Raw genomic sequence first — 21,726 nt, forward strand, 5'->3', positions numbered from 1 at the left:
CCCCGAACCGGCACAACCATAACCGAAGGCCGTAAAAAGCATTTAAAACCAACAAACCAACCGCAGCCCGGCCCGCAAACTCCATCCCCCAAAAACGATCCGAACCCCCGAACCCCCCACAGGTCCAAGCAGCGGCAGGCAACCCCGGCGCGCAGGACCCTGAGGTATGCGGCGGGCGCATCCCGCATCTCAGCCCGCCGCATTTCAGCCCGCCGCATACCAGCCCACCGCACCCGCCGCACACCGGCCAAGCCCGCTAAGCGTCCCGCACCCGCATCACCACCCCGCCGATCCCGAGCAGCCCGAACGCCCACGCCGCCAGCACCCCGAGCCCCTGCCAGGGCGACAGCGGCTGGCCGGCCAGGTCGATCGTGGTCTGCACGTCCAGCCCGGCCTGCATCGGCGAGAGCTGCATCGCGTGCCGGTGCCAGTCCGGGTTCGAGATGACCTGGGCCAGGATCGGGAACAGGTACAGCAGAGCGAGCACCGTCCCGACCGCGGCTGCCGAGTCCCGGAGCAGGGCCGTGACGCCGACCGCGAGCAGGGCGATCAGTACCAGGTAGAGCACTGAGCCGAAGGCGGCGCGCAGGGTCGCGCCGCCGGCGAGGTGGGGGTAGCCGTTGGCCGCCGTGAAGCCGTTGGCGGGGAGTAGCGCCAGCGCGATGAGCGCCGAGGCGAGGACCGCGAGCAGCCCGGCGGCCGCCGTCACGGCCGCGACCACCGTGGCCTTGGCCGCCAGCACCGCCTCGCGCCGGGGCATCGCGGCGAACGTCAGGCGGATCATCCCGGTGCCGTACTCCTCCCCCACGGCCAGCACAGCCAGCACCGCGACCACCGCCTGCCCGGCCAGGACGCCGAGCAGGCCGACCTTCGCGGGGTCCTCGCCGCAGCCGGTTCCGTCGCAGGTCACGGTGGACGACGAGATCGCGCTCAGGGCGAGGGTGAGCATTACGGCCGCGGCCAGGAGCCATGCGGTGCCCGGGACGGTGCGCAGCTTGGTCCACTCGGCGTGTAGAGCGTCGGCGAACACGCTCCCGCCGCTGCTCGTCCTGGCGCCGCTCGTCCTGGCGCTGCTCGTCCCAGCGTTGCTCGGCTCGCCGCCGCTCGTCCCAGCGCCGCTCGTCCCAGCGCCGCTCACGCGTCCCTCCGGCGCAGCAGCCGGTGCGCGACGGCGTAGGCGGCGGCCGCGTAGAGGCACAGCACGCCCAGTCCGGCCCACGGCGAGAGCGGGAAGTATCCGTTCGTCGGCGTGTAGGACGCCGAGACCTGCGGCCAAGCCGTCACCGTCTGCTGCACCGCGAACGCGGCCGCGGGCGTGACCCGAGCCAGCCATTCCGCCGCTCCGGCCGGCAGGACCGAGGCGACCGCCAGGATGTAGGGCAGGATGATCGCGACGATCACCGCCGCCACGGCCGCCGCGCCGCGCCGCACGATGGTGGCCACGGCCAGCGCGAACACCGCCGAGACGGCCAGCAACGCGGCCGTGCCGACCACCATGCGGATCTCGGTCTGGGTCGAGGCGTAGTACACGTACATCCGCTTGCTGTGCTCCACCGCCGTCACCGCCGGGACCGCGATCCCCGCGGCCACCAGCCCGACCGCGAACGACACCCCGCCCAGCACCACCGCCTTGGCCGCCAGCAGCCGGCCGCGTCGCGGGCTGGCCGCCAGCGAGGTGCGGATCAGGCCTCGGCGATACTCGGAGGTCATGGTGAGCGCGGCGACCACGATCACCGCGATCAGCCCGCCGAAGGTGCCGGCCAGGGAGCTCTCCGGCGTCTTGCCCGCCCCCTCGCCCGGGGCCGAGGGCGCGATGTCGCCGGTGCCGGTGACGGTGAAGCCGCCGGTGCCGCTCGGCACCGCGCCCGCCACCGCCTCCGGTCCCTGCAACGCGCCCGGGCCGCCGTCGGCGGCAGCGGCGCTGCCGATCGCCGGGACCGTCCAGTCCCCTGCGGTCTGCCCGGTCACCGCGATCTGGTCGAAGGTGCCGGTGGCCAGGCTCGGGCCGGTGTTGGTGGAGCTGCCGCCGAAGGAGCTCTTGACGACGGCGAAGTCCGGCGAGGTGGTGAACACCCCGACCTGCACGCTCTGCGGCAGGTTCGCCAGGTCCGCGGTGCCGATCTCGGTCCAGGTGGCGCCGTCGGCGGATTCGTAGCCGGTCAGCGTGTCACCGGCGCGGGTCAGGCGCAGCCAGCGCGGCGCGCCGGAGGTGACGGCGACGTTCGGCCCGGCGGTGTCGTGCGTGTAGTCGTACTGCATCCGCACGCCGTGGGTCCCGGTGGCCAGCACCGCGGCGTAGGGGGAACCGGTGGCCGTGCCGTCCTTGACCAGGATCCCGGCCTTCGACCACGGCTGGAGCCCCGAGGTCATCCCGGCGGTCGGGTTGGACGGGTCGCCAGAGCCGCCGCCGTCCGGCGAGTACAGGCCACCGAACGCGGTCAGGCGCGCGGTGACGCTGCCGTCGCCGGTCAGCGTGCGGTGCACGAACGTGGACTGGTCGTCGACCTCCTGGCCGGTGGCGTCCTTCGGCGGGCCGCTCATGTGGCAGGAGTGGGTGGGGGCGTCGTTGACATGGTCGCAGGCGATCTGGCTGCCCATCGGACCGAGCATGCCGAAACCGACCGTCAGGAACGCGGCCAGCACCAGCCCGATCACCCAGCCGCGCACCGTGCGCAGCTTGGTCCACTCGGCGTGGACAAGTCGGCCGAAGCCGTCACGGCCAGACATCAGGCCACCTCCCCTGATGCCGATGCCTGGGTCGACGTCTGGGTCGTCGCGGCCCGGAACTCGACCGAGTCGCGGGTGAGGTCCATATAGGCCTCTTCCAACGAGGCGCGATGCGCGGACAACTCGGCGAACGGGACCCCGTCGGCGTTCAGGATCCTGACAGCTTCCTCGGAGCTCAGGCCGTCCACGGTCAGCGTGTCCGGCCCGGTCACCGCGACGGTCCCGCCGGCCTCGGCCAGCGCGGTCGTGGCCTCGGCGCGCGCCCCCGTCCGCAGCACCACGCGCCCGCCCGAGGAGCGGGCGATCAGCTCGGCCACGCCGGTGTCCGCGATCATCTTCCCGCGCCCGACCACGACCAGGTGGTCCGCGCAGCCTTCCAGCTCGCTCATCAGGTGGCTGGACACCAGCACCGCGCGGCCCTCGGCGGCCAGCGCCTTCAGATAGCCGCGGATCCAGAAGATGCCCTCGGGATCCAGGCCGTTGAACGGCTCGTCGAGCATCACCACCGGCGGGTCCCCGAGCATGGCGGCGGCGATGCCGAGCCGCTGGCGCATCCCGAGGGAGTAGCCGCCGGCCTTGCGCTTGATCGCGCTGGCCAGGCCCGAGGCGGCGACCACCTCGTCGACCCGCTTGGCGCCCAGGCCCTGCGAGTGCGCCAGCCACAGCAGGTGGTTGCGGGCGCTGCGACCGGGCTGGAGCGCGGCGGCGTCGAGCAGCGCGCCGATGTGGCCCAGCGGCCGGCGCAGTTTGCCGTAGGGGACGCCGCCGATCAGCGCCCGGCCCTCGTCCGGCGCGTCCAGGCCGAGGATGACGCGCATCGTCGTGGTCTTGCCGGCCCCGTTCGGCCCGACGAAACCGGTGACCTTCCCGGCGGCGACGTCGAAGGACATGCCGTCGAGGGCAGCGGTCGCGCCGAAGCGCTTACGCAGAGCTTGAACCGCTATGGCGGGCGGTGGATTGGCGGTGCCGGTTGTCATGGCTGTCATGTCCTGAAGGCTAGGAAGCCGGTGGTGCGGGAATCGTCCCGCGAGCGAGCGGTCTAGGGCGTCCCCCGCGTGGGGGACGGCTGTCGCTGCCTCGGGGGAGGTGCGCGGGGCGCGGGGTCGATCAGAATAGGCACCGTGCTTCAGGAACACGGCGCCGGACGGGGCGAAGAGACGGTTCACGGTGCGATGCCGTGGCTGGCCGGTGCGGCGCTCCTGGAAACGGTGATCCGCGGGGCAGTACATCGGACCGGCTCGTCGGGGGTGCTGCTGACATCGGTGTTCCTGGCCTTGTGCGCGACGGCGCCGCTGGGGTTCCTCGGCGTGTTCGGGGCGGCGAGCGCGGTGGTCGCGGCCGCGGTGCTGGCGTTGACGATCACCGGGACGCTGCCGGTGGCGTCGGCGGCGGCGGTGGTCCTGGCGATGTATCGGCTGGGCGGCGCGGAGGCACGACAACAGCGATGGCTGCGAATCGCGGCTGTCGTACTGTCGCTGCCGTTCCCGGTGATCGCGCTGTGCGAGTCGCGCAACTCCGATGCGGGAGTGGTCGCAGTCCTGCTGACCGCCCTCGCCCCGGCAGCGGTCTTCGCCGGCAACGCGGCGCACGCGCGGGCCGAGGCCCGTATCCACCAGGCGGCGCGGGAGGCCGTGGCCCGCTCGCTGGTCGAGCACACCGCACGCGGCGAGCGGGCCCGGATCGCGCGGGAGCTGCACGACGTCGTGGCGCACCACATCTCGATGATCGCGGTGCAGGCCGAGACCGCACGCCTGGCCACGCCCGGGATGCCGCCGGCCGGAGCCGAGCGGCTGCTGGCGATCGGCGACACGGCGCGCGCCGGGCTGACCGAGATGCGGCGCTTGCTGGGGGTGCTGCGCGAGGACGCGGGTCCGGCGGACCTGAGCGAGGAGCGGCATCCGCAGCCGGGGCTGGACCAGTTGCTGACGTTGGTGGACGCGGCCCGCGGCACGTCGGGCGCGACGACGCGGCTGATCGTGTCCGGGACGCCGGCCGCGTTGGATCCGGGGGTGGAGTTGGCGGCGTACCGGATCACGCAGGAGGCGCTGACGAATGCGCGCCGGCACGCTCGGGGGGCGCCGGTGGATGTGGAGCTGCGGTTCACGGCCGAGACGCTGTTCCTGCGGATCCGGGACAGTGGACCGGGGCCGGCTCGGGATACGGATCAGGCGGATCAGGTCGCTGATGTAGGTATGGCGGGGACGGCCGGACACGGGGTGGCGGGAATGCGGGAGCGGGCTGCGGCGGTGGGTGGCAGGCTTGCGGCGGGGCCATCGCCGACCGGCGGGTTCTTGGTCGAGGCGGAGTTGCCGGCCGGTTCGGCGGACGGATCCGACGGGGGTGCGCTGTGACATCGCCTGTTCCAACCGCGCCCGCTACGCCACCCACGCCGCCGATCCGGATCGTGATCGCCGATGACCACCTCGTGGTGCGTACGGGGTTCGCCGCGTTGCTGGCGACGCAGCGAGATTTCGAGGTCGTGGGGACTGCCGCCGACGGCGCGGAGACCGTGCGGCTATGCGCCGAAGTCGGGCCGGATGTGGTGCTGATGGACGTTCGCATGCCCGGGACGGACGGCATCGAGGCGACGCGCCAGGTGGTCGCGGAGGCGGAGGCGCGGGGTGGCGGGGGACCCAGGATCCTGATTCTCACGACCTTCGACCTCGACAGCTACGTCTACGACGCGCTGTCCGCCGGGGCCAGCGGCTTCCTGTTGAAGGACGCCACCGCCGAGCGGCTTTTCGAGGCGGTGCGGGTGGTGGCGGCCGGGGAGGCGCTGCTGGCGCCCGGGGTGACGCGGCGGCTGATCAGCGAGTTCGCCCGGTTGCGGCCGTCGGGTGGGAGCCCCGGGAGCCCGGCCGTGAGCCCGGCAACGGCAACGGCAACCGGTGATGCGCGGCACTCGCCGGGCCTGGCTGGGCGGCCGGGCACCGCAGGGCAACCCGGCGTCGCAGGGCAACCGGGCACCGCAGGGCAACCGGGCCTCGGTGCGCTACCCGGCATCGCCAGGCAGCCTGGCCTTCCGGGCCAGGGCCTGATCGCCCTCACCCCGCGCGAGACCGAAGTCCTGCTCCTGCTGGCCCGCGGGCTGTCGAACCCGGAGATCGCCGCCGAGCTGGTCGTCACCGACGAGACCGTGAAGACCCACGTCAGCCGGATCCTGACCAAGCTCGGGCTGCGCGATCGGACGCAGGCGGTGGTCGCGGCGTACGAGTCCGGGCTGGTGGTGCCGCGCGGCGACGGTCAGGAGCGTCCGCCGAAGCGCCACTGATGCACTTCGACTTCGGCGTAGTCGTTGCCAGGCAACGCATCCCGCGCTTGTTCGGAGCTCTCGGCACGCACCATGGCGATCGTGCCGAGCCACCGCTCGCCGTCGTCCGACAACAGCGGCCCGAAGGTGATCAGACCCTTGACATCCGGCACCGCGGGAACCTCGCCGACCGGCCGCGCCTCCCCCAGCCCCAGCACGAGATACCCGTCGCCCTCGGGCGCCCCGCCGGGGAACTCCCACATGGTGCGCCCGAGGTCGTTCCGCCACCGCCGCAGCATCACGTCCCGGTAGACACCCGCCTGATAGCCGGGCTCGTCGAAGGCGAAGGCACGCGCCGCGGCGGTGTCGGGCAAGCTGAGCATGTGCACGCTCCCGGTCGGGACCTCGTCCTGCCCCACGAACGTCGGCCCGCGCGCGATCATCTCCTGCGCGAACCGGTCCATGTAGGACCAGTGGTCTTCCAGGAGTTCCATGCGCAGGTCCAGCGATTCGGCACGGTCGCGGTGGTAGCAGAAGAAATCCATGCGGGCAGTCTTCACTACCCGGTCTTCACTGCGCGTGACTCAGGCACCCGCAGCGGCGCCGACACTCTGCTTGAGCCTGGCCACGGCCGTGGTGACGACATCGTTCGCCGGCGTGTAGCCCATGCGCCAGTAGTACCCGACGACCGAGCCGACGCGCACCACAGTCATAACCGCGGTGGCCGGCTCACCGTCGGGGCCGGGGGCCGCGTCCAGCAGGCTGATGCTGAAGGAGGCGGAGTCGTCGCCCAGGTTCGGGGAGTCCACGCCGGTGATCGTGTACTTCTGGCCGTCCTTGGCGCCGCCGAGCCGGTAGGCGTTCGACCAGGGCGTGTAGTCGACCTCGCCGCCACAAGCCCGGACCGTGTCGCGCAGGTGCGGCACCACGTACTCGGCGTCGGCAGGCTTGAGGACGGACAGCATCTGCCCGAAACCGCCGGTCCCGCCCGCGTTCTGGATCACCGTGTCGGCCACGGCCAGCGTGTTGTAGGCCGGGACGCCACCGACGACATCCGCGCTGGCCTGGCAGTCCGGGCCGCCGGAGGTGAGCGCCACGTCGCGGGTGTCGATGGGGACGCCGTCGCTGGTCTGCACCGGCTGCGCGGCCGTCCACCCGGTGCCGACCTCGGCCGGGGTCAGGAGCATCGCCTTCAGAGCGGCCGTGCCGACGGCTTGGCCGGGGGTCGACTGCGCGCGCTGCGTGGGCTGCGTCGGCGCCGACGCTGCCGCGGGCGCGGCCGCTTTCTGGCTGCTACCGGACGAGCACCCGGCCAGAGCGACGAGTGCCGCGGACGCAGCGGCTATGAAGATGACGTGACGACGCATGGTGAGGCTCCCCGGTTTCGGACACAAAGGCCCTCATCCTCACACACGCCGAAATGTGGACCAAATCCGCCCAGCCGACGACCCCGGCACCGAATCGGATTGTCCGTCCGGTACGAGGACGCCTGCGCGGTGCCCGGCAATGTCCGTGGGCTGCGGACCGAACCGGGCTGTGCCGGGCTCGGGGGCCGCGCTTGGCTCGGTCGGGGCGAGCAGCAGCACGTCGACCTGGGCCCGGGCCACGGCGTGGATCGTCGCCGCCGGGCCCTGGATGCCCGGTCCGCCCGATCCGCCCGGTCCGCGGGCTACATCTCCGATCGCGTCAAGTACCGGCACCTTCGGTGATCCGTTCTGCCGCAGTCAGCTCCGTGTGGATGAGTTCGGCAGCGTAGCGACGGACCAGATCGTGGAAGCGATAGCGCCTACTCGCCGTACGCTGCAGCAGGTGTTCATCCTGGAGCCGTTCCAGGATCCTGTCGGTCTCGGTGGCGCTGGTACCGCCCGTGGCCGCGGCGGCCGCGGCGCTGAAGTCGTCGCCTGGATGGAGTCCCAGAGTGCAGAACAGGAACTTGGTGGAAGGGGGAAGCCCGCGGTAGGACAGGTCCAGGATCGGGCGCAGTGCTCGGTTTCCGGCGCTGAAGACATCGAGCCCTGGTGCGTGCAGTCGGTGGACGAGATGGGCGAGCGTCCACGTCGGCCGTGCGCGCAGTCGGGACGCGGCCAAGGCGATCGCCAGTGGTAGGAAGCCGCAGGCCTCGGCGATCGCGGCTGCGGCCTCGGGTTCGGCCGCGATTCGATCATTTCCGGCCATGCGCGCCAGAAGTGTGACCGACTCGGCAGGGTTGAACACGTCCAGCGTGTGCAGAGACGCTGTTTCCAGCCCGGCGAGACTGCGGCGGCTGGTCACCAGCACCAGACAGGACGGGGAGGCTGGAATCAGGGCTCGGATCTGCTCTTCGCCGGCGGCGTTGTCCAGCAGGATGAGTGCGTCCCTGCCGTGCATCTGATCGCGGAACATCGCCGCCCGCTCTTCCAGTACCGCCGGTATGCGCTGGGCGGCCACGCCCAGCTGGCGCAGGAAGGTTTCGAGGACCACCGCCGGATCGACTGGCGGATGGTCGGCGTCGAACCCTCGTAGGTCCACATACAGCTGGGCGTCGGTGAAGCGGCCGCCGCGTACCAGTTCGTGCGCCGCGTGCAACGCCAGTTGGGTCTTGCCGACCCCGGCCATACCGTCGATGGCCGAGATCGCCGCCGCGTTCGCGACGTGGCGCTCGCCCGACGCCGCGGCCGGCGACAGCACGGCCGCGGCTGACCTGGCCGGGCAGACGATTCGCACCTTGCGTCGCGAAGGCCGTGAACCCGGTTCGGCCCTGAAACAAGCTCAAAGTCATGCCCTGGGCGGGCGCTCAGCCGGCGGTGGGACTACCGGGAGCCGCGTGGCCAAACAGGCGGGCACGCGGCTCAACCAGCTTCCCTTGGACACCAGGGCGTTCACGGGACGCGGACACGAGCTCGCCCAGCTGCTGGAGCTGGCAGGCCTCCCTGGGCCGGACGGCGTGCCGGGCACTGTGGTGATCTCAGCCATCGACGGCATGGGCGGTGTCGGCAAGACCGCCCTGGCCCTGCACGCCGCGCACGTACTCACCGAACGATTCCCTGACGGCCAGCTATTCGTCGACCTGCAAGGTGTTCACGAACGCACACCGCGGGACCCCGGCGACGTACTGGTCGAATTCCTCCAAGCCTTCGGCATGCCGCCTGGAAGCATTCCGGCCGAGACCGGGGCCCGTGCCGCTGCGTTCCGGGACCGGCTGGCCGGCACACGCACCCTGTTGGTACTGGACAATGCCGGCAGCGAAGAGCAGATCCGGTCCCTGTTGCCGGGCACAGGCGGATGCCTGGTTCTGATCACCAGCCGCCTGCGCCTCAAGGGGTTGGACGATGCCTATCCCTTGAACCTGGACGTCCTGCCGATCGCTGATGCGATTGCGCTTTTCTGCAGTATCGCCACTCCCGGCCGGGCCGCCGCGGACGCCCCCCTCCTGGAGGAGATCGTGGCACTGTGCGGACGCCTGCCGCTGGCCCTGCGGATCGCCGGCGCGATCCTGCGCGGCCGGCGCTCTTGGAGCCTGCAGCACCTTGCCGACCGGCTCCGTGCCAATCGTGCCAATCGTGCCGATCGCGCCGACCTGACGGCATTCTTCGACGGCGACCGAGACCTCACAACGGTCTTCGACCTCTCCTACCGGTCCCTCGGCAATGACTGTCAGATCATGTTCCGGTATCTGAGCTTGGTCCCCGGCCCGGACGCCGACGCCCATGCCGCCGCCGCGCTGCTGGATACCGACCCGGACACGGCCGACGATGTCCTTCAGGACCTCGTCGACCACAACCTTCTGATCGAGATCGCGCCGGGCCGCTACCGCCTCCACGATCTGCTGCGCCTGCACGCCAGCACCCTCGCCGGCACTGTCGATCCCGCTGCCGAGCGCGAGACGGCGATGGACCGGCTTCTGAGCTACTACTCCCACTGTGCGCAAACCGCCTCCGTAACCATCGCTCGCGTGCCCCGACCCGCACCCGACGGCCCGGCGCCCGTCCACGCCCCCGCCCTCGGCGATCCCGGCATCGCTCGGGCCTGGCTGCGCGCCGAACTGCCGAATCTCGAAGCCGCCTGGAACCACGCTCACACCAGTCACCTCGACCACCACACCACCGCGCTGGCCGCCGGCCTGGCGGAGACCCTGCGCACCGACGGCCCCGGGCCCCGCGCGCTTCAGATCCACCAAGCTGCCGAGACCGCCGCCCGCTCCGGACTGCCCGCCACCCACGCCGATGCCCTGAGCGACTTGGGTCGGTTGCGGCGGATCGCGGGGGCTTATTCGGCGGCCGCCGAAGCCCTGGAGCCGGCTCTGCGGATCTACCGGCAGCTCGGCAACCGCTTCGGCGAGGCCGTCGTCCTGCTCGAACTCGGGGAAGTGCGGTATCTGATCGGGGACCATCTGGGAGCGGCGGACGTCCAGGAACCGGCTCTGGAGATCTTCCGGCAGCTCGGCAACCGCCGCGGCGAGGCCGCCGCTCTGAACGGGCTGGGGCGGGTCCGGTTTATGACCGGGGACTACCCCGGGGCGGCGGACGCGCAGGAGGGGGCCCTGCGGATTTACCGGCAGCTCGGCATCCGCTACGGCGAGGCCGCCGCCCAAACCAACCTCGGGGAAGTGCGGTCCGCTATCGGGGACTATCCCGCGGCGGCGGACGCCCTGGAACGAGCCCTGGAGATCTTCCGGCAGATCGGCAACCCCCACGGCGAGGCCATCAACCTGACTGAACTGGGGGAACTGCGGTCCCGGACCGGGGACTATCCCGCAGCGGCGGACGCCCTGGAGCGGGCGCTGGAGATCTTCCGGAAGATCGGCAGCCGTCTCGGCGAGGCCGCGGCTCTGCACAACCTGGGGCGGGTGCGACATCGGACCGGCGACCTTTCAGGGGCGGTGGACGTCCACGAACGGTCCTTGGAGATCTACCGGCAGATCGGCAGCCGTGGCAACGAGGGCTGGGCACTGAACTCCTACGCGGCAACCATCGCCGCACTCGGCGACCACGACCGCGCGCTGTCTCTCTATCAGCAGGCCCTGGTCATCAACCGGGAGCGGAACATGGCCGACGACGAAGCGATCTCCCTGGAGGGCATCGGCGAGCACCATCTTCACGTCGGGGCGACTGCGCAGGCGGTTGAGAATCTGAAGGCGGCGCTGGAGATCTATCAGCGCCTGGGCAAGCGCACGGACGTCAGACGTACTCAGGACCGGCTGGCAGAGGCCGCGGTCGGCGGGATGTAGATGTCCTCAAATTCCAGGTCCGGACGGCGCGGGGGCCGGCCAGCCGCCTCGTAGGCGTCCAGGGCCTTGTATACCAGGTGGTCCACTCGGCCGCCGAGATCGCGCAGGCGAGCACCGACCTGGCGTGCAAGCAGGCCACGAACTTCATGGGCATCGCCACCGCGGTCCAGGACGCCTACGATCAGCAGTACATCGCGCAGCACACCCAGGCGCTGGCCGACTACCGACGCCAGTTCGACGATCGGATCCACGCGGCCGCACAGATCGTGGCGTCGTCCGGGCAGCCGCCGTCGGTTTAGGATCGACCGAGCGCGCGTGTCGATCGACACCGACCGAGCAGCACGAATCGCCGCCGCCGGCGAGGACTCCGGTTCGGACTGACGGCCGCGCAGCGGTACCGGCGTACTTCCGGCTACCGCCTGTTACCGCCTGCTACTGACAAAAAACCGGCAAGATCACCGTGTTGATGCAGCTCATGCGGCGAGCCGGTCCTAAGCCGGATTCTGTCCTGCGCCCGAAGGCACAGTGGCGACCATCCATCTAGGACGCGCGTCGCCGCGCGCCTCGTGCGGTCTACCCGCAGGCTCGGGCGGACCGCCCTCGAACACCTGCGCAGGCCCGGTTTCCCGGGCCCTCTTGACCTTGCTCCGGGTGGGGTTTACCTAGCCGCCCGGGTCACCCCGGGCGCTGGTGAGCTCTTACCTCACCGTTTCACCCTTACCCGCCTGACGGCGGGCGGTCTGTTCTCTGTGGCACTGTCCCGCGGGTCACCCCGGGTTGGTGTTGCCAACCACCCTGTCCTATGGAGTCCGGACTTTCCTCGACACCGGTCGCCCGATGCCGCGATCGCCTCGCCGACTCGCCGCGCGATCAGTATACGCCGACAGCTATCCCTGTCCGCGCTCGCCGCGGCTGCGCTCCACGCAGAACTCGTTGCCCTCCGGGTCGGCCAGGACCGCCCAGCCGGTGCCGTCGGACTTGCGGAAGTCGGCCACGAGGGCGGCGCCGATCGCGAGCAGCCGCTCGACCTCCTCATCGCGGGTCCGGTCCTGCGGCTGGAGGTCGATGTGCACGCGGTTCTTGACGGACTTCGACTCGGGCACCTGGATGAACAGCAGTTGCGAGTCGATCAGCCCGACCTCGCCGTCCCCGGGCTCAGCCTCGGGATGCACGGTGGTGTCGAACACCTGGGCCCAGAACGACGCCAGCTTGTAGGGGTCGGCGCAGTCGACGGTCACGTGGCGGATGAGAGAAGTCATGATCGGATTCTGGTGGCGTACGCACCGGCCGGGCAAGCCCATTCCCGGAGTCCGAAGCGCATTCGCCGGCCCGAGTCCCGCCAGTCAGTGCCCCGCCGGCCCGCTCGATGCGCCTGGCCGCGAGCCTTGTGCGCCTGGCCGCGAGCCTTGTGCGCCTGGCCTCGAACCTTGTGCGCCTGCTGGCGAACTCCGTGCGCCTGGTCTCGAACCCCGTGCGCCGAGCCCTGACGAGCCCTAATCCGGCTGCCGCCCCTGCCACGTCGTGATGCACACCTCGTTCCCCTCGGGATCGGCGAGCACCCAGAACGCCGGCGCCTCCGCGTCATACGTCAGCCGCCCGCCGGCGGCCAGGCCCGCCGAGATCCGGCGCCGCGCCTCGTCGTGCGGGACGCAGATGTCGAAGTGGACGCGGTTGCGCTGCGGGCGCGGGGCGTCCATCTGCTGGAACCAGACCGCCGGGCCCTGACGCTGCGGGTCGACCAGCGCGTCGGTCGGGCCGGCGGGCAGGACCTCGTCCACGTAGGCGAACACCGCCTTCCAGAACGGCCGCACCGCCGGGATGTCCAGCGCGTCCACCCCGATCTCCACCAGCTGCACCGCCCGGGACTCCGCGCTGTCGACGTCCGGTGACGTCTCCAGGCCTACTTCGCGCACCGCCAGCGAGACCCGGCCGGCCAACTCCGCGTCGAGGTTCGTCACCGCGGCCGCGTCCAGGGACTGGAGCACCAGCACGACCCGGCCGGCCCGCACGTCGAACCACAGGTGGCGATCGGCTTCGGAGGCGCAGGCTTCGACGGCCTTGGCCACGACCTCGCTGCCCTGCGCCAGCGACGCCACGGCGACCGCGGTGCGGAGCGTCCCGAGCAGGTAGCGCCAGCCGATCGCCTCGACCGCCTCGGAGGCCTCGCGATACCGCAGGACTCGTTCCGCCTCAGCAGCCATCGCCCGTCACCCCTTATTAGCGTTCTCGGATGTCGCGGCAGCGGAACCGCTGTTGGTGTTGGTGCCGCCGCCGCTGTTGGAGTTGGTACCGCCGCCGCTGTTGGAGTTGGTACCGCCGCCGTTGTTGTTGTTCTTCACCGGCCGATCCCGCACCGTATACCGCGGATCCGTGGCCTCGAACAGTATCCGCCGCGTCGTCACGTTCGCCTCGGCCAGCCGCACCTCGATCTCCTGTCCCAGCGGCAGATCGTGGCCGTCGCACCGGGCCCGCACCGCCGGCTGGGTCAGCTGCACGATCCCGACGTCCGGCTTGCCGTTGTGGTCCCAGTCGATCCGCTCGTTCAGGTCGATGACCACCGCGTCGAACTCCTGGCCCACCTGGTCCTTCAGCAGCATCGTCTCGACCAGGTCCACGCACTCCCGGTCGACCGCCGACCCGCGCCGGTCCGCGCCCTCCATCACCGCCGGCAGCTTCGGCAGCTCCGACCGGGCCCAATCGGGCACCTCAGACCCTGCGCACAGAGCCACGCACACCTCGCCCGCGTACCGATCCGCCAGGCGCCGCAAGGGAGCCGTGACGTGGGCGTAGGTCGTGGCCAGCGCCGAGTGGCCGGCTTGCTCGGGCACGCCGCCGTCGAAGGCCGTGTACCCGGCGCCGCGCATCAGCGTCGTGGTCTCCTGCAAGAACGCCGCGTGCACCGGGATCGCCGGGTCCAGCTTGCGGATCAGCTCGCTGTAGCTGACACCGTCCGGCCACCGGATCTTCAGCGCGCGGGCCACCCGGTGCAGCCGGTGGTAGGCGAACTCCGGCGGGTCGGGCATGGTCCGCAGCAGCCCGATCTCGCCGTAGACCATCAGCTCGGCGGCGGCCATGCCGGTCAGCAACGAGATCTGCGCGTTCCAGTTCTCCACCGGCAGCGGCGTCCGGTACTCCAGCGACCAGCTGTCGCCGTCCGCGACCACCGCCTGCGCCGGCACGCTCAGGCTTATCCCGCCCCGCTCGGCCTCGCGGTCCTGGCGCAGCGTGCCGATCTCGCGCAGCAGCAGCAGGACCGGGTCGGCCGTTCCGTTGTCGAGCGCGGCCTGGGTGTCCTGGTAGTTCAGCTTGGCCCGGCTGCGCACCCGGGCCCGCCGCACCTCGATGCCGGTGGTGTCGCCGCTGGAGTCCAGATCGATCTGCCACAACAGCGCCGGGCGGTCCTGGTCCGGGAGCAGCGAGGCCGCGCCCTCGGACAAAATCTCCGGGTGCAGCGGCACGCGCATATCCGGCATGTAGTACGTCTCGCCGCGCCGGTGCGTCTCCAGATCGAGCACGCCGCCGGGTTCAACGAACGCCGCGATGTCGGCGATCGCGTAATGCACCCGGTAGCCGCCGCCCTCGCGCCGCTCCAGGTGCATGGCCTGGTCCAGGTCCATCGACTCCGCCGGGTCCAGGGTGACCAGCGGCAGGTCGGTGGCGTCCGCCGCCGGCATCCGCGGCGCCCTGGCCGCCGCCTCGGCCTGGGCCATGGCCTGCTCCGAATAGGGCCCGGGCAACTGGAGTTCGGCACGGACGGCGTCGAAGCCCGCGCGCAGGTCGGCGGCCGGGACGGCGGCCTCGACGGTGAGCACTCTTTGCGGCATGCCAGCACCTTATGGGGTGCCGGTGGGCCGGTGCACGCGTCCTGCGATCATCGTCACGGCGGCGTCGCGGGTGCGGCACGCGTGCGGCCGCGGCCGCGGCGATGATCGCCTATCCTCGGGGCGGACCTGGTCGTCAGTCCCGTCAGTCCTCTGACAAGTCCCCGGCCAGGATCCGGTACAGCGCCTGCCGGGCCCCGACCAGCACCCGCGAGGCCTCGGCCCGCTGGGTTTCGGTCCCGACCTGGATGACCTGCATGTAGGCCATCGCCAGCTGGGCGATGACGTCGCGGATCCGGGTGGCCTCCTCGGAGGGACCCTCTTCCTCCTCGACGCCCTCCCAGGGCGCGGTCCACTCGGCGCGGTGCTCGCGCACGTAGGTACGCCCCTCATCGGTGAGCGCGAACATCTTGCGCCCCTCCCCCTCGGTGGTCTGGACGATCCCCTCGTCCTCCAACTGCTGAAGCGCCGGGTAGACGGACCCGGAGCTGGGCTTCCACGCCCCCTTAGTGCGCTGCTCGATCTCCTGCATCAGCTGGTAGCCGTTGGCCGGCCCCTCGTCGAGCAGGATGAGCACGGTGATGCGCACGTCGCCGCGCCCGGCCCGGCTGCGGCCGCCGTGCCGCCGGCCGCGGCTGTGCGGTCCCGGTCCGCCCGGCCCGCCCGGTCCGCCGAACATCGCGCCGAGGCCGCCGAGGATGTCGAACGGGGTGAACGTGCCGCCGGCGCCGGAGATCGGCGGCAGCGGACCGCCCGGCGGCATCGGGGGCATGGGCGGCAGCGGCGGGGCGCCCGGCGAGGTCCAGCTGAAGCCGCCGCGACCGGCGCTGCCGCGCCGGGGGCCCCGGCGGTCGTCGCGCTCACCGCGGCGGCCGTCCCGCTCCTCGCGGTGCCGGGCCGCCCGCTCCTCGGCGTGCTCGCGGACCGCCTGATCCCGGATCTCGTCCTGGAGCCGCTGCTCGCGGTCCCGCTCGCGCTGGCCCAGGGCCTGCTCCAGCTTGCGGTTCTTGGCCTCCAGCGCCTCGAGCTTCGCGCGCAGCTTCTGCTCGGGGCTGATGACATCGCCGCCGTTGTCGCCGCCGTTGTCGCTGACGTTGTCGCCGACCTCGTCGCTGATGCCGTCGCTGACGTTGTCACTGACGTCGTCGCCATCGTTCCGGTCGTCCCGGATCTGCTGGTCGTCCTGTTCCTCGGCCATCGCGGCCTCCACTCCCACTATCGGCGACAGTCGTCGCCTCTCAACGATATGACGGACGCTCCGGCTGCGCAGCCAGCGGCAGCACCGGCAGGCAGCGCAGGCGGTCCCGGTCGAAACCGTCCCCGCGGCTGCTGAACCGCCGTTCCCGCTGCCGTTCGCGCCGCCGGACTTCCAGTTCGATCTCCTTGGCCGCCCGCGTCCGGCGCTCGGTGCGCCGCCATCCCCGACAGTCCGCGATCGGCCGCTGGTCCTCGTTCATCACGATCTCCCCTTCGAGTGGAACGACTTCCGGTGTTGTTCTTCGATAGCTCAACGATATATCGGTAACTGTCGTTCGGCAAGCCCGGCGCACGGATCGAGGGAGAGGAGGAGGGAGAGCGGAGCGAAACCGGTTCGGGCGAACCACCGGGCGGCAGACCCCGGAGCGGCCCGGATGCGGGAGAATGATCGCCGTGCTGATCCTGCTCCCGCCCTCCGAGGGCAAGGCCCCGGCCGGTGACGGCCCGGCGGTCGACCTGGCCGCGCTGGCCTTCCCGCAGCTGGCCAAGACCCGCAAAGCCCTGATGGCCGAGCTGGCCCGGGTGGCCAAGGGCCGCCAGGGCACGGCGCTGGAGGTGCTGGGGCTCTCGCCGAACCAGGCCGCGGAGCTGGAGGCGGACAAGCAGTTGGCGACCGCGCCGACGCTGCCGGCCGCCGACCGCTACACCGGCGTGCTCTACGACGCCCTGGACCTGCCGGGGCTGCGGCGCGACGACCCGGCGGCCTTCGAGCGTGCCGAAGCCCGGGTGCTGACGTTCTCCGGCCTGTGGGGCGTGGTGCGGCCGACGGACGCGATCCCGGCCTACCGCTGCTCCGGCGGCGTGAGCCTGCCCAAGGCCGGCCCGGTGGCCAAGCTGTGGCGGACCGCGCTGACCCCGGCGTTGGCCCCGGCGGTGGCGTCCGGGCTGGTGGTGGATCTGCGGTCGTCGATGTACGCCGGGATGTGGAAGGCCCCGGCCTCGGCCGCCGAGCGCACGGCGACCGTGCGGGTGCTGCACGAGCGGATCGTGGACGGCGTGCCCAAGCGCAGCGTCGTGAGCCACTTCAACAAGGCGACGAAGGGCCGGCTGGCCCGGGCGCTGCTGGTCGGCGACGTGGTGGTCGACACCCCCAAGGAACTCGCCGAGGCGTTGCAGGACCTGGGGCTGCGGACCGAGACCGCGGCGCCGTCCAGGCCCGGGACGGCCTGGACGATCGACGTCGTGGTGGACTCAGTCGCCTGAGACTCGGTTGCCTGAGACTCGGTTAGCTGAGACTCAGCTACCTGAGACTCAGTTACCTGAGGAAGAGCTGCTGGTGGTCGAGCCGCTGGGGGTCGAGCCGCCGGTGGTCGAACCGCTGCCCGAGGAGCTGCCGCCGCCACCGCACAACGTGCTCAACGGCTTCGAGGCGTCCGTGACCTTGGCCAGATCGGCCTCGGTGGAATCGTGGTTGGCGGCGTCGGAACCGACCGTCAGGTAGTCGGCGGAGACCTTCTCCAGCGCCGTCTTCAGGTCCGAGTTCTTGGTGTCCTTGGCCTGCGTGCGCAAGGCATATCCGGCGTTGCGGTAGTCCTGCGCGGTGCGCGAGGCGGAGTCCTTGTGATCTGGCAGCTTCTCCTGAAGCGTCGACAGCGCGTCGCGGACGTTGCCGCACACGGTGTGGTCGACGTCGGAGGGCGTCGGGGTCGGCGTGGCCGACGTGGAAGGCGCGGTGGCGCTGGGCGTCGGGCTGGACGCGGCCGAGGGCGTCGGGGAGGAGGACAGCGGGCTGGACGCGGCGGCGTTCTTCGGCTGCACCGTCACCGAGCAGCCGGCCAGTGCGGCTATCGCCGCCACGGTTATCGCTGCGACCCGGACGGCACCGGTCCGCCCGGCGCCGGTTTCATCCCCGTCCTCGTGTCCCGCGCGCCGCGGGCCCATCCGTTCCATGAGGCCGGAGTCTATCCACGATCACCGCCCCGTGAAGCAGGCCCGCGAAGATCCGTTCGGCCTGTCCTCAACCGGTCAGATGCGCGGTGTCGTTGAACAGGCGCATGCTGCCGCGGCCGTCCGCGTAGCAGGCGAGGACGGACAGCGAGGCCGCTGAGAGTTCCATGGCGTACAGGGCTTCCAGCGGGGCGCCGAGCGCGTCCCGGATCAGGGTTTTGATAGGGGTCACGTGCGAGACGACCAGGACGGTGCGGCGCTCGTACCGCTTCAGCAGGGCGGCGCGCGCCGCCAGGACCCGTTCGGTCACGGCGTCGAAGGACTCCCCGCCGGGCGGGGCGACCGCCGTGGACGCCAGCCAGGCCCGGTGCTCGGCCGGCCAGCGTTCGCGCACCTCGGCGAAGCTGTGGCCGTCCCAGAGCCCGAAATCAGTCTCACGGAAGCCTGGGTCCAGCTCGACCGGCAGGCCTACGGCGTCGGCGACGGCTTGCGCGGTCTGCACGGTGCGCCGCAACGGCGAGGCGACGATGACGTCGATGGCATCGATGCCGCCGACGCCGCTCGGCCCGGCCAGCCGCCGGGCCACGGCGTCGACCTGGCCGAGGCCGACCGCGGACAGTTCCGGATCGCCGACGCCGGAGAAGCGCCGCTCCGCGGTGAGCGCGGTGGCCCCGTGCCGGAGCAGGACGAGGGTGGTCGGCGGGCCGAGGTCGGGGGCCGGGGACCAGCTCGGCTGGGACTTCGGGTCGGGTCCGGCACCGCCGCCGGCGACCGAGCTGCCCGAGACATCCGAGCTGCCCGAGCCGAGCGAGCCATCCGAGCCGCCCGAACTACCCGAGCCGAGCGAGCTACCCGAGCCGTCCGAGCCATCCGCGCGCACCATCGGCCGGCTACAGCCCGGAGTCCGGAACGCGCACCAGGATGCGTCCGCACGCCTCGTGCCGCACGACCTCGTCGGCCGGCTTCGCCTTGATCGCGTTGACCTCGCTGATGTCCAGCTCCAGCTGGCAGCCCTCGCACCGGCGGCGGCGCAGGGCCGCGGCGCCGACGCCGAACTCGGCCGCGCGGATCCGCTCATACAGCGCCAGCAGGTCCTCGGGCAGGACGCCGGCGATGGTGGCGCGCTCGGCGGTGACCGCGGCGACGTCCCGGTCGACCGCCCCGGTGGCCTCGGCGATGGCCGCGGCCACCTCGTCGCGCCGGGTCTGCGCCTCGTCGCGCTGGACGGTCATCTCGGTGACCCGGTTCTGCGCCGTCTCGCGCCGCTCCATGACCTCCAGGACCACGTCCTCCAGGTCGGACTGGCGCTTGGCCAGGGTCTGGAGCTCGTGCTGGATGTTCTCCAGGTCCTTGGCCGAGCCGCGGCCGGACTGCAACATCTGCCGGTCCCGGACGGCGCGGTTCACCACCTGCTCGACGTCAGCCTCGGCCTTCTTCTGCTCGCGCGCCACGTCGCCCTCGGCGGTCTGGGCGGCGACCAGGACGTCGCGCAGGTCCGCCAGGCGCTGGTCCACCTTCTCGGCCTCGGCCAGCTCCGGCAGGGTGCGGCGCTTGTGCTCCAGCTGCGCCAGCCGGGTGTCCAGACCCTGCATGTCCAGCAGGCGGAGTTGGTCGGCGGGGTTCGCGTTCAGGGCAGTGCCTCTCTCTTGACTTGTCTTTCTTGATCTGTCCGGCGCTCAGCGCGAAGGCAGCTGCGCGTCCCACGGATCGGTGATCAGTGTGGAGACGTATGTCTCGATGTTAGTACCGGTGGCGCCGGGAGTACCGGCCGCGGCAACCTCGGTACGCAGCGTTTCAGCTGCGTGCTCCAGCCAGGGCCACTCGCTGGCCCAGTGCGCCACGTCGATCAGCGCCGGGCCCCCGGCCTCCACGGCCTCCGAGGCCGGGTGATGGCGCAGGTCGGCGGTGACATAGACGTCGGCGCCGCTGGCCCGCACGGCGTCGAAGAACGTGTCGCCGGCCCCGCCGCAGACCGCGACCCGCCGCACCGGCGTCTCGGCGTGCCCGGCGATCCGCAGCCCGCCGGCGGTCGCCGGCAGCGCGGCCGCGACCCGCGCGGCGAACCGGGCCAGCGGCTCGGCCTCGGCCAGCTCGCCGACCCGGCCGATGCCCAGTTCCGGGTTGCCGGCCCGGGCTTCCAGCGGACGCAGGTCGCGCAGGTCCAGCGCCCGGGCCAGGGCGTCCGACACGCCGGGGTCGGCGGAGTCGGCGTTGGTGTGCGCGGTGAACAGCGCGGTGCCGCCGCGGATCAGCTGGTGGACCAGGCGGCCTTTGAAGGTGGTCGCCGGAACGCCGTGGACGCCGCGCAGGAACAGCGGGTGATGGGTGACCAGCAGGTCGGCGCCACGCTCCAACGCCTCCTCGATCACGGCCGCGACTGGGTCGACGGCGAAGCCGACGGTGCGGACCGGGGCGTCCGGGTCGCCGCAGACCAGCCCGACCGCGTCCCACGGCTCGGCCCAGGAGGGGTCGTAGACCCGCTCCAGGATCGCGACGACGTCACGCAGGGTCGGCGCGGGAGCGGCTGCGGCGGGCGCGGCAGGCGCGGAGTCGGGCTGTGGCATGCCCAGTAGGCTACCGGCCCGCGCCCGCCGTCCCCGTTTGACCGACCCGGCTCGCGCCCGGGCGCCTCCGGCCGCAGATTCGTCTCAAGGGTGTGACGCGGCGAAGGACCTGGGAGGCACAGATGCGCGCGGTCGGTGTGAGGGACTACGGGGCCACGCCCGAACTACTGGACCTGCCCAAGCCCGCCGCCGGCCCGGGACAGGTGCTGGTCCGCGTCGAGGCCGCCGGGGTGAACCCGGTGGACCTGGCCATCGCCGCCGGCGCCTTCGGCCGCCCGCCGCTGCCGCTGGTCCTGGGCGTCGACTTCGCCGGCCGGGTCGAGAACGTCGGCCCCGGCGTCACCCGCTACTCCCCCGGCGACCCGGTCTTCGGCCGCGCCGCCGGCACCTACGCCGAGTACGTGGTGGTCGACGAGGCCGGCCCGATGGTCGCGGCCCCGGACGCCGTGGAGCTCAAGACCGCGGCCGCCCTGCCCACCGCCGGCATGACCGCCCTGGGCATCCTGGACGCCGCCGGGGTCCGCGGCGGCCAGAGCCTGCTGCTGATCGGCGCCGCCGGCGGCGTCGGCACCTTCCTCACCCAGCTGGCCGCGGCCCGCGACGCCCGCGTGGTCGCCGTGACCCGCGGTGACGAGAGCGTGCGCCTGGGCCTGTTCGGCGCGGCGGTCACCGTCGACGCCACGACCCAGGACGTCGCCGGCCGGATCCGGGGCGAGGAGTACCCGCAGGGCGTGGACGTGCTCGTGGACCTGGTCTCGGCCGACCCGCAGGCCTTCGAGGCCAACAAGAACCTGGTCCACGACGGCGGCGTGGCGGTCAGCACCCGCGGCGCCACCCGCGAGCACGGCAAGGTGCAGTCGGGGGTCGAGGAGGTGGCGTTCGTCGTGCAGCCGTCCGCCGAACTGCTGACGGCGCTGGCCAAGGAGGTCGACGGCGGGGCGCTGCGGGTGTTCGTGGAGGAGGAGGTGCCGCTGGCGGAGGCGGCGGGAGCGGTGGCCCGGGTCGCCGGGGGCG

General features: G+C 72.1%; 21 protein-coding genes and 1 other RNA gene. 6 read left to right on the plus strand and 16 right to left on the minus strand.

Features of this window, described 5'->3' with window-relative positions; all coding sequences use genetic code 11:
* Window positions 1-256: 256 nt before the first annotated feature.
* From IZR01_RS35445 to IZR01_RS35455, 3 genes are read right to left on the minus strand one after another with little or no spacing between them, the layout of a single operon-like run.
* Window positions 257-1,138 carry an ABC transporter permease gene (locus IZR01_RS35445; protein WP_323747188.1) on the minus strand — a complete coding sequence of 294 codons (882 nt, stop codon included), beginning with the start codon at window positions 1,136-1,138 and terminating at the stop codon, window positions 257-259.
* Complete coding sequence (locus IZR01_RS35450) at window positions 1,135-2,727, minus strand: ABC transporter permease subunit (protein WP_194926387.1); 1,593 nt, start codon at window positions 2,725-2,727, stop codon at window positions 1,135-1,137. The genes IZR01_RS35445 and IZR01_RS35450 overlap by 4 nt, the downstream gene beginning before the upstream one ends.
* Window positions 2,727-3,704: an ABC transporter ATP-binding protein gene (locus tag IZR01_RS35455; protein WP_194926398.1), complete on the minus strand. Its 978-nt coding sequence runs from the start codon at window positions 3,702-3,704 to the stop codon at window positions 2,727-2,729. The genes IZR01_RS35450 and IZR01_RS35455 overlap by 1 nt, the downstream gene beginning before the upstream one ends.
* Window positions 3,705-3,848: 144 nt before the next feature.
* Here IZR01_RS35455 and IZR01_RS35460 point away from each other — a divergent pair, with 144 nt between their 5' ends.
* Together IZR01_RS35460 and IZR01_RS35465 are read left to right on the plus strand one after the other, a co-directional pair.
* The gene (locus tag IZR01_RS35460; protein WP_323746451.1) at window positions 3,849-5,078 is read left to right on the plus strand and encodes a sensor histidine kinase; all 1,230 of its coding nucleotides are present in this window, start codon (window positions 3,849-3,851) and stop codon (window positions 5,076-5,078) included.
* A gap of 53 nt (window positions 5,079-5,131) precedes the next feature.
* Complete coding sequence (locus IZR01_RS35465; protein WP_323747189.1) at window positions 5,132-5,998, plus strand: response regulator; 867 nt, start codon at window positions 5,132-5,134, stop codon at window positions 5,996-5,998.
* Here the strand turns inward: IZR01_RS35465 and IZR01_RS35470 are convergent.
* The 3 genes from IZR01_RS35470 to IZR01_RS35480 form a co-directional block, all read right to left on the minus strand.
* Window positions 5,971-6,522 carry a YciI family protein gene (locus IZR01_RS35470; protein ID WP_194926389.1) on the minus strand — a complete coding sequence of 184 codons (552 nt, stop codon included), beginning with the start codon at window positions 6,520-6,522 and terminating at the stop codon, window positions 5,971-5,973. The two genes, IZR01_RS35465 and IZR01_RS35470, sit on opposite strands and share 28 nt — an antisense overlap.
* Window positions 6,523-6,561: 39 nt before the next feature.
* Window positions 6,562-7,344 (minus strand): hypothetical protein, encoded by a 783-nt coding sequence (locus IZR01_RS35475; RefSeq protein WP_194926390.1) that lies wholly within the window; start codon window positions 7,342-7,344, stop codon window positions 6,562-6,564.
* A 319-nt stretch (window positions 7,345-7,663) separates the two neighbouring features.
* Entirely contained in the window at window positions 7,664-8,680 is a 1,017-nt protein-coding gene (locus tag IZR01_RS35480) for an NB-ARC domain-containing protein (protein ID WP_194926391.1), read from the minus strand.
* A gap of 100 nt (window positions 8,681-8,780) precedes the next feature.
* On the opposite strand from IZR01_RS35480, the gene IZR01_RS35485 reads away from it, so the two are divergent.
* A complete protein-coding gene (locus IZR01_RS35485) occupies window positions 8,781-11,183 on the plus strand; it encodes an ATP-binding protein (RefSeq protein ID WP_194926392.1) in 2,403 nt (800 codons plus the stop codon).
* A gap of 77 nt (window positions 11,184-11,260) precedes the next feature.
* Window positions 11,261-11,482 carry a hypothetical protein gene (locus IZR01_RS35490; RefSeq protein WP_194926393.1) on the plus strand — a complete coding sequence of 74 codons (222 nt, stop codon included), beginning with the start codon at window positions 11,261-11,263 and terminating at the stop codon, window positions 11,480-11,482.
* A 178-nt stretch (window positions 11,483-11,660) separates the two neighbouring features.
* Here the strand turns inward: IZR01_RS35490 and rnpB are convergent.
* From rnpB to IZR01_RS35520, 6 genes are all read right to left on the minus strand, one after another.
* Window positions 11,661-12,045, minus strand: an RNA gene (gene rnpB, locus IZR01_RS35495) — RNase P RNA component class A.
* Window positions 12,046-12,070: 25 nt separating this feature from the next.
* Window positions 12,071-12,442 carry a VOC family protein gene (locus IZR01_RS35500; RefSeq protein ID WP_194896077.1) on the minus strand — a complete coding sequence of 124 codons (372 nt, stop codon included), beginning with the start codon at window positions 12,440-12,442 and terminating at the stop codon, window positions 12,071-12,073.
* 234 nt (window positions 12,443-12,676) lie between these two features.
* Window positions 12,677-13,384, minus strand: coding sequence for a 4a-hydroxytetrahydrobiopterin dehydratase family protein (locus tag IZR01_RS35505; protein WP_194926394.1), 708 nt, complete (start codon window positions 13,382-13,384; stop codon window positions 12,677-12,679).
* A 6-nt stretch (window positions 13,385-13,390) separates the two neighbouring features.
* Window positions 13,391-15,007 (minus strand): RNB domain-containing ribonuclease, encoded by a 1,617-nt coding sequence (locus IZR01_RS35510; RefSeq protein WP_228560924.1) that lies wholly within the window; start codon window positions 15,005-15,007, stop codon window positions 13,391-13,393.
* Between the two features lie 142 nt (window positions 15,008-15,149).
* Window positions 15,150-16,202: a PadR family transcriptional regulator gene (locus IZR01_RS35515; protein ID WP_194896075.1), complete on the minus strand. Its 1,053-nt coding sequence runs from the start codon at window positions 16,200-16,202 to the stop codon at window positions 15,150-15,152.
* Between the two features lie 40 nt (window positions 16,203-16,242).
* Window positions 16,243-16,461, minus strand: a complete 219-nt coding sequence (locus tag IZR01_RS35520) for a hypothetical protein (protein ID WP_194896074.1) — start codon at window positions 16,459-16,461, stop codon at window positions 16,243-16,245.
* A gap of 193 nt (window positions 16,462-16,654) precedes the next feature.
* Here IZR01_RS35520 and yaaA point away from each other — a divergent pair, with 193 nt between their 5' ends.
* Complete coding sequence (gene yaaA, locus IZR01_RS35525; RefSeq protein ID WP_194896073.1) at window positions 16,655-17,464, plus strand: peroxide stress protein YaaA; 810 nt, start codon at window positions 16,655-16,657, stop codon at window positions 17,462-17,464.
* A gap of 48 nt (window positions 17,465-17,512) precedes the next feature.
* Here the strand turns inward: yaaA and IZR01_RS35530 are convergent, their stop codons facing one another.
* The 4 genes from IZR01_RS35530 to IZR01_RS35545 all read right to left on the minus strand — a co-directional run bounded on the left by IZR01_RS35530 (window position 17,513) and on the right by IZR01_RS35545 (window position 20,712).
* The gene (locus tag IZR01_RS35530) at window positions 17,513-18,151 is read right to left on the minus strand and encodes a hypothetical protein (protein ID WP_194896072.1); all 639 of its coding nucleotides are present in this window, start codon (window positions 18,149-18,151) and stop codon (window positions 17,513-17,515) included.
* 67 nt (window positions 18,152-18,218) lie between these two features.
* Window positions 18,219-19,031 (minus strand): histidine phosphatase family protein, encoded by an 813-nt coding sequence (locus tag IZR01_RS35535; RefSeq protein WP_194926395.1) that lies wholly within the window; start codon window positions 19,029-19,031, stop codon window positions 18,219-18,221.
* Window positions 19,032-19,038: 7 nt separating this feature from the next.
* Window positions 19,039-19,740 carry a zinc ribbon domain-containing protein gene (locus IZR01_RS35540; protein WP_228555060.1) on the minus strand — a complete coding sequence of 234 codons (702 nt, stop codon included), beginning with the start codon at window positions 19,738-19,740 and terminating at the stop codon, window positions 19,039-19,041.
* 84 nt (window positions 19,741-19,824) lie between these two features.
* Entirely contained in the window at window positions 19,825-20,712 is an 888-nt protein-coding gene (locus IZR01_RS35545) for a Nif3-like dinuclear metal center hexameric protein (RefSeq protein WP_194896070.1), read from the minus strand.
* A gap of 122 nt (window positions 20,713-20,834) precedes the next feature.
* On the opposite strand from IZR01_RS35545, the gene IZR01_RS35550 reads away from it, so the two are divergent.
* Window positions 20,835-21,726, plus strand: an 892-nt coding sequence (locus IZR01_RS35550; RefSeq protein WP_194926396.1) for an NADP-dependent oxidoreductase, incomplete at its 3' end; no start/stop codon positions are given.

Source organism: Catenulispora pinisilvae (genome assembly GCF_015356865.1).
GTDB lineage: Bacteria > Actinomycetota > Actinomycetes > Streptomycetales > Catenulisporaceae > Catenulispora > Catenulispora pinisilvae.

Coding starts and splice junctions, on each gene's coding strand:
- IZR01_RS35455 (WP_194926398.1), bottom strand. CDS start 3,704: ATGACAACCGGCACCGCCAATCCACCGCCCGCCATAGCGGTTCAAGCT.
- IZR01_RS35505 (WP_194926394.1), bottom strand. CDS start 13,384: ATGGCTGCTGAGGCGGAACGAGTCCTGCGGTATCGCGAGGCCTCCGAG.
- IZR01_RS35515 (WP_194896075.1), bottom strand. CDS start 16,202: ATGGCCGAGGAACAGGACGACCAGCAGATCCGGGACGACCGGAACGAT.
- IZR01_RS35500 (WP_194896077.1), bottom strand. CDS start 12,442: ATGACTTCTCTCATCCGCCACGTGACCGTCGACTGCGCCGACCCCTAC.
- IZR01_RS35540 (WP_228555060.1), bottom strand. CDS start 19,740: ATGCAGGGTCTGGACACCCGGCTGGCGCAGCTGGAGCACAAGCGCCGC.
- IZR01_RS35545 (WP_194896070.1), bottom strand. CDS start 20,712: ATGCCACAGCCCGACTCCGCGCCTGCCGCGCCCGCCGCAGCCGCTCCC.
- IZR01_RS35450 (WP_194926387.1), bottom strand. CDS start 2,727: ATGTCTGGCCGTGACGGCTTCGGCCGACTTGTCCACGCCGAGTGGACC.
- IZR01_RS35510 (WP_228560924.1), bottom strand. CDS start 15,007: ATGCCGCAAAGAGTGCTCACCGTCGAGGCCGCCGTCCCGGCCGCCGAC.
- IZR01_RS35535 (WP_194926395.1), bottom strand. CDS start 19,031: ATGGTGCGCGCGGATGGCTCGGACGGCTCGGGTAGCTCGCTCGGCTCG.
- IZR01_RS35520 (WP_194896074.1), bottom strand. CDS start 16,461: ATGAACGAGGACCAGCGGCCGATCGCGGACTGTCGGGGATGGCGGCGC.
- IZR01_RS35530 (WP_194896072.1), bottom strand. CDS start 18,151: ATGGAACGGATGGGCCCGCGGCGCGCGGGACACGAGGACGGGGATGAA.
- IZR01_RS35475 (WP_194926390.1), bottom strand. CDS start 7,344: ATGCGTCGTCACGTCATCTTCATAGCCGCTGCGTCCGCGGCACTCGTC.
- IZR01_RS35470 (WP_194926389.1), bottom strand. CDS start 6,522: ATGGATTTCTTCTGCTACCACCGCGACCGTGCCGAATCGCTGGACCTG.